This window comes from Xanthomonas cissicola (genome assembly GCF_008801575.1).
Taxonomy (GTDB): domain Bacteria; phylum Pseudomonadota; class Gammaproteobacteria; order Xanthomonadales; family Xanthomonadaceae; genus Xanthomonas; species Xanthomonas cissicola.
In genome coordinates this window covers 1-4515 of the sequence record NZ_VZPL01000139.1, presented here as the reverse complement: position 1 = coordinate 4515, position 4515 = coordinate 1, and the positions used below count along the sequence as shown (strand labels likewise).

The 4515-nt window shown below is 60.0% G+C and carries 5 protein-coding genes and 2 pseudogenes; 4 read left to right on the top strand and 3 right to left on the bottom strand.

What is annotated here, in order from left to right; all coding sequences use genetic code 11:
• Positions 1-490, top strand: a pseudogene (locus F7R02_RS24380) (transposase); the annotation flags it as partial.
• Positions 491-583: 93 nt separating this feature from the next.
• Here the strand turns inward: F7R02_RS24380 and F7R02_RS24375 are convergent.
• A complete protein-coding gene (locus F7R02_RS24375; protein WP_172397195.1) occupies positions 584-1609 on the bottom strand; it encodes a hypothetical protein in 1026 nt (341 codons plus the stop codon).
• Between the two features lie 416 nt (positions 1610-2025).
• On the opposite strand from F7R02_RS24375, the gene F7R02_RS24365 reads away from it, so the two are divergent.
• The 3 genes from F7R02_RS24365 (at position 2026) to F7R02_RS24355 (ending at position 3914) form a co-directional block, all read left to right on the top strand.
• Positions 2026-2529: a pyridoxamine 5'-phosphate oxidase family protein gene (locus tag F7R02_RS24365; RefSeq protein WP_172397194.1), complete on the top strand. Its 504-nt coding sequence runs from the start codon at positions 2026-2028 to the stop codon at positions 2527-2529.
• Positions 2530-2648: 119 nt separating this feature from the next.
• Positions 2649-3530, top strand: coding sequence for an MBL fold metallo-hydrolase (locus tag F7R02_RS24360; protein ID WP_078589111.1), 882 nt, complete (start codon positions 2649-2651; stop codon positions 3528-3530).
• 93 nt (positions 3531-3623) lie between these two features.
• Positions 3624-3914, top strand: coding sequence for a hypothetical protein (locus F7R02_RS24355; RefSeq protein ID WP_003486922.1), 291 nt, complete (start codon positions 3624-3626; stop codon positions 3912-3914).
• Positions 3915-3969: 55 nt separating this feature from the next.
• Here the strand turns inward: F7R02_RS24355 and F7R02_RS24350 are convergent.
• Both F7R02_RS24350 and F7R02_RS24345 read right to left on the bottom strand, forming a co-directional pair.
• Positions 3970-4320: pseudogene (locus tag F7R02_RS24350) on the bottom strand (ethanolamine ammonia-lyase light chain EutC); the annotation flags it as partial.
• 32 nt (positions 4321-4352) lie between these two features.
• The coding region (locus tag F7R02_RS24345; RefSeq protein ID WP_151210269.1) for an integrase core domain-containing protein at positions 4353-4515 on the bottom strand (163 nt) is incomplete at its 5' end.

Genomic DNA, 4515 nt, shown 5'->3' with positions numbered 1-4515 from the left:
CCTATTACCAGTGGAAGAGCAAGTACGGCGGCTTGGAGGCGTCCGAGCTGCGGCGGGTCAAGGAGCTCGAGTCCGAGAACGCCAAGCTCAAACGGATGTATGCCGAGTTGGCGCTCGACAACGCGGCAATGAAGGACCTGATCGCAAAAAAACTCTAGGGCCGGCGCGTAAACGCGAGGCGGTGCGGTTCCTTATCGAGGTCCACGCGCGGCCGTTGCGCCGGTCCTGTGCATGCGTCGGGCTGTCGCGTGCCGCTTGGTACGCACCGCCTCTGGACTGGACGGTGCGCGATGCCGAGCTGATTGCCGAGATCGCGCGTTACGTTGAAGCGCACCCCAGTCGTGGCTTCTGGAAGTGCAGCGACTACCTTCGCAAGCAGCAACCAGGTTGGAATCCCAAACGCATCTATCGCGTTTACAAGGCCATGAAGCTCAACCTACGCCGCGCTGCAAAGCGTCGCCTTCCCAAGGTCTGTTTGCGCTTGCCTAGGCCCTCAGCGTCACCGAACGTCAGTTGCATGGATCACTCCTCAACATGAGGCGGGGTCGTGTCGCGTATCTGTGGTCCGTTGTTCAGAGCTTCCTTAGTTCGAGGCTGCTGCGGTCTGATACAGGTTACGGATTGCTGACGTCCACTGAGGACCGAACGAAGCGTGGGTGAACTGCTTATAGGCAAATGAGGTCATGCCGACTTCGACGTCCTGCACGGGATCCTCGTCGGTCGAAACCCACGGTGAGCCGCTGACACCGGAGCGTGCGTCCCACTCCAGGCCTTCAATGGCATAGTCCTTGTTCATCCATGGGTTCGGCTCTGCTGTGCTGGTCACGCTGACAGGCGTGTTCCCATTGGCGCCAGGGTCGGTGTTGTAGCCAGTTACCCGATATTCGTTGTCGTCCTGCTGACCGTCAAAGCGAACGCCAGACGCTCCTACAGTATTCGACAAAGTGGCGCCAGAGAGCTTCATTGTCATGGGAGCTTGCACCTGGAAGAAGGCCGTATCGTAGTCCACGGCTCGCTCTGAGACCCAGCGATCATCGGCCGTGATGGTCGTCGCAGGCCAAACACCATAGGGGGCGGTACCGTTGTAGGCTGGCACGAACACCAAGTCCGAAACAAACTTGCCTGCTAGGGCAGAGACGCATCGCCCCGAGGTGGCTACGACGTTCCCGGAATCGGAGACGACCGCATTGCCAGTGCAGCGCTGATCTATGCCGTTCGCTCGAAAGAAGACCACGCCGAGGTGGGCTGCGGGGGAGAATCCTGGAACCGGCACGGACGGAACCGTCTTCGGCGTTGGCACCGATCTTGTCACCAACTTCAACTTTCCGCTCCGGTTTTTCCCATGGGCCAATGCCGAATTCTGCAACTCTGGCGGGTCGCCGTCGACCGGGTTGGCATCCACGAATAATGCGGAAACAGCAGCTTGCATCCGTCCGAGGGTCCAGTAGGAAGCACTCTCATCTCGCTGAGCAGTCGGAACAACGTGCTGCACGATGGTGCCGGCGGAGAGGTTGACCGAATTTGTGCTTGCAGGCACGTCGGTAATCACTAGGAAGGCTAGGGTCGCGCAGGAAGCACGCAGGAATGTAATTTTAGGCATATATGTCATTATTATCTTAACCTGTATGTTTTGCTTGGAGTTGGGCGATCTGAGTGGATTAATTAAAATTATATAAAATAAATAATTTACGATTAAATCGCAGTGTGTGCCCATGTTTATGGCTGATTTTCGTCGCTTCTACCATCGGCGCTACTGTTTTTTCTTTCGCGCGCAGATGCGCTGCATCAGTAGCGTTTGTACTATAACCGTGATCCGCTTATTTGATTCTTTTTTTGCGAATGCAAGGGTGCGTGTGCGAAGTTCGCCACCATCCTCTGCCAAGGCGCGCGCTGGTGACGATGTTGGTATGTTGGTATTGGTGCCCAAGCAGAATTGCGTTGTCGCAATGTGTAGAACGAGAGTGCGCATCGTCACATGCTGTGGTCAGAGCGAGTTCCAGACTGGCTCACCCGCGTACCACGCGCATGTCAGGAATCGAAATGGCAGACACCAAGGAGTTGCAGGAAAAATTCTGGAAGGCGCTCAAATCAGATCGCACCGTGATGCTGGGCCTGGACGGTGTCGAAGACGGCCACGCGCGTCCGATGACCGCACAGATCGAAGGCGATAGCGGTGGGCCGATCTGGTTCTTTACATCCAAGGACAACGCGCTGATCGCCATGCTGGGGCAGGGCCGCCGCGTCATCGGCGCCTTCAGCAGCAAGGGGCACGATTTGTTCGCCAGCATCAGCGGCTCGCTGCGCGAAGACACCGATCCGGCCATGGTCGACCGGTTGTGGAATCCATATGTCGCCGCGTGGTACGAAGGCAGCAAGACCGATCCGAACTTGGCGCTGCTGCGCCTGGACGCCGACCATGCGCAGATCTGGCTCAACGAGTCGAGCCTGCTGGCAGGAATCAAGGTGTTGTTGGGCGTAGACCCGAAGAAGGATGATCAAGACAAGGTGGCGGACGTTCCGCTGCGCTGAAACCTGCCTCGCACACGCCACCGTCAAGGTGGCGTGTGCGCGCTGGTTGTACGATCGGTACCGCTCACCGCTGTGCGACGGCCGCGTTGCAATGCTGGCCCGCCAAGCGGGGCGCGCCGATGCGCGTGCATCACCTCAATTGCATCTCCACCTGCCCGTTGGGCGGCCGTCTTATGGACGGCCGTACGCCGGGCGTACTGGATCGCGGCCATCTGTGTTGCCATTGCTTGCTGGTGGAAACCAGCGCCGGGTTGGTCCTGATCGATACCGGTTTCGGCCTGCGCGATGTCGCGGAGCCACGCGCGCGTCTGAGTCGATTTTTTCTGGCGCTGGTCAAGCCAGACTTGCGCGAGGACATGACCGCAATCCGGCAGATACAACGGCTCGGGCTGGATCCACGCGATGTGCGGCATATCGTGCTGACCCATCTGGATTTCGACCACGCCGGTGGGCTGGACGACTTTCCGCATGCGCGGGTGCATCTGATGACGAGCGAGCGCGATGCCGCACTGGCACAGCGCACCTGGATGGATCGCCAGCGCTTTCGTCCGCAACAGTGGTCTACGCGCGGGCAGTGGCGCACCTACGATGGCGCAGCAGGCGAGCACTGGATGGGGCTGGAGTGCGTGCGCGACCTGCATGGATTACCGCCAGAGCTGCTAATGGTGCCGCTTCCCGGGCACACGCTGGGTCATGCCACGGTTGCGGTGCACACGCCGGCACGATGGCTGCTGCTGGCAGGCGATGCATATTTCTTCCATCGCGAAATGGATCCGGACGCGCCTTACTGCACGCCAGGGCTGCGCGCGTATCAATGGATGCTGGAGAAGGACCGCGCCGCGCGCTTGAGCAACCAGCAGCGCCTGCGCGTTCTACGGCAACAGCATGCAGGTGAGGTGGAGGTGTTCTGTTCGCACGATGCAAGCGAGTTCGAGCGCGTTGCCGGGCAGCCGGCCCGTCTGCCGAGCGGCGCCTTGCTGCACGCACCCACGCCACAGTGATCTGCGCTTCACCGCGCGCCAACGCACCGCAGCGCGATGATCTGCCACCGGCACAGCGCGCTTGCGTGATGACGCCATTCCAGGAGATCGAACATGCAGCAGATTGAAATTGGCCAGATGGTGTTTTTACGCGATGGCGAAGTCGGCGTCGGTGCCATCCGCGACATCCGCAACGAGGGGGACGAGCTGGTCATCAATATCGAAAATGGCGGCGACTTCGTGCTGCCTGCATCGGTGGTGCGTGATGTGCATTCGGGCAAGGTGATGCTGGATGTCGACAAGCTTCCTGATGATGTACGCAATGCCCTGCGTCATCCGCATGACAACGAGTTGCAGACCAGCACCTATGCCGCCAGCAATATGCAGGATGGTGCGTTGAAGTAACGGATGGATTTCTTGCTGAGCGGTGTCGATTCCGGGTTCGCACACGCCGCGCAGGTCAGTCCGGCAGCAAGAACGTGCGCGGCGCAACATCGGCAGGGCCTGACAGCAGCGCGGGTTGCTCGGCTTCGTCCTTCAGCTGCACGCCAGAGAGTTTGCGGCGGAATGCCTCGCGCAGCAGATATCCCAGTTTGTGGGTCGCCTCGGCGTAGCTCAGTCCCTCGGCACGAATGTTGGAAATGCAGTTGCGCGCTGCATCGGTGAGCCCGACGCGGGGCGTGTAGGTGAGATACAGGCCCAGGCTGTCGGGCGAGCTCAGGCCCGGGCGTTCGCCGATCAGCACGATCACGGTACGCGCGTCGAGCAGCTCGCCGACCTCATCGCCGATCGCCACCCGCCCTTGTCTCACCGACGTCCCCCCACCCTGAGTAGTGGTTTGGTTTAGAGTCCGGGGGTAATGATATCGGTGTTTGCCAAATGTTGGGCATAAGCAGCCGGGGTCATGCCGCCGATCGCCTTCTTGGGTCGGTCCTCGTTGTATTCGCGTCGCCAGCGTTCGATTTCGGTGCGCGCGTGCAGCAGTGTCGGGAACCAGTGCTCGTTG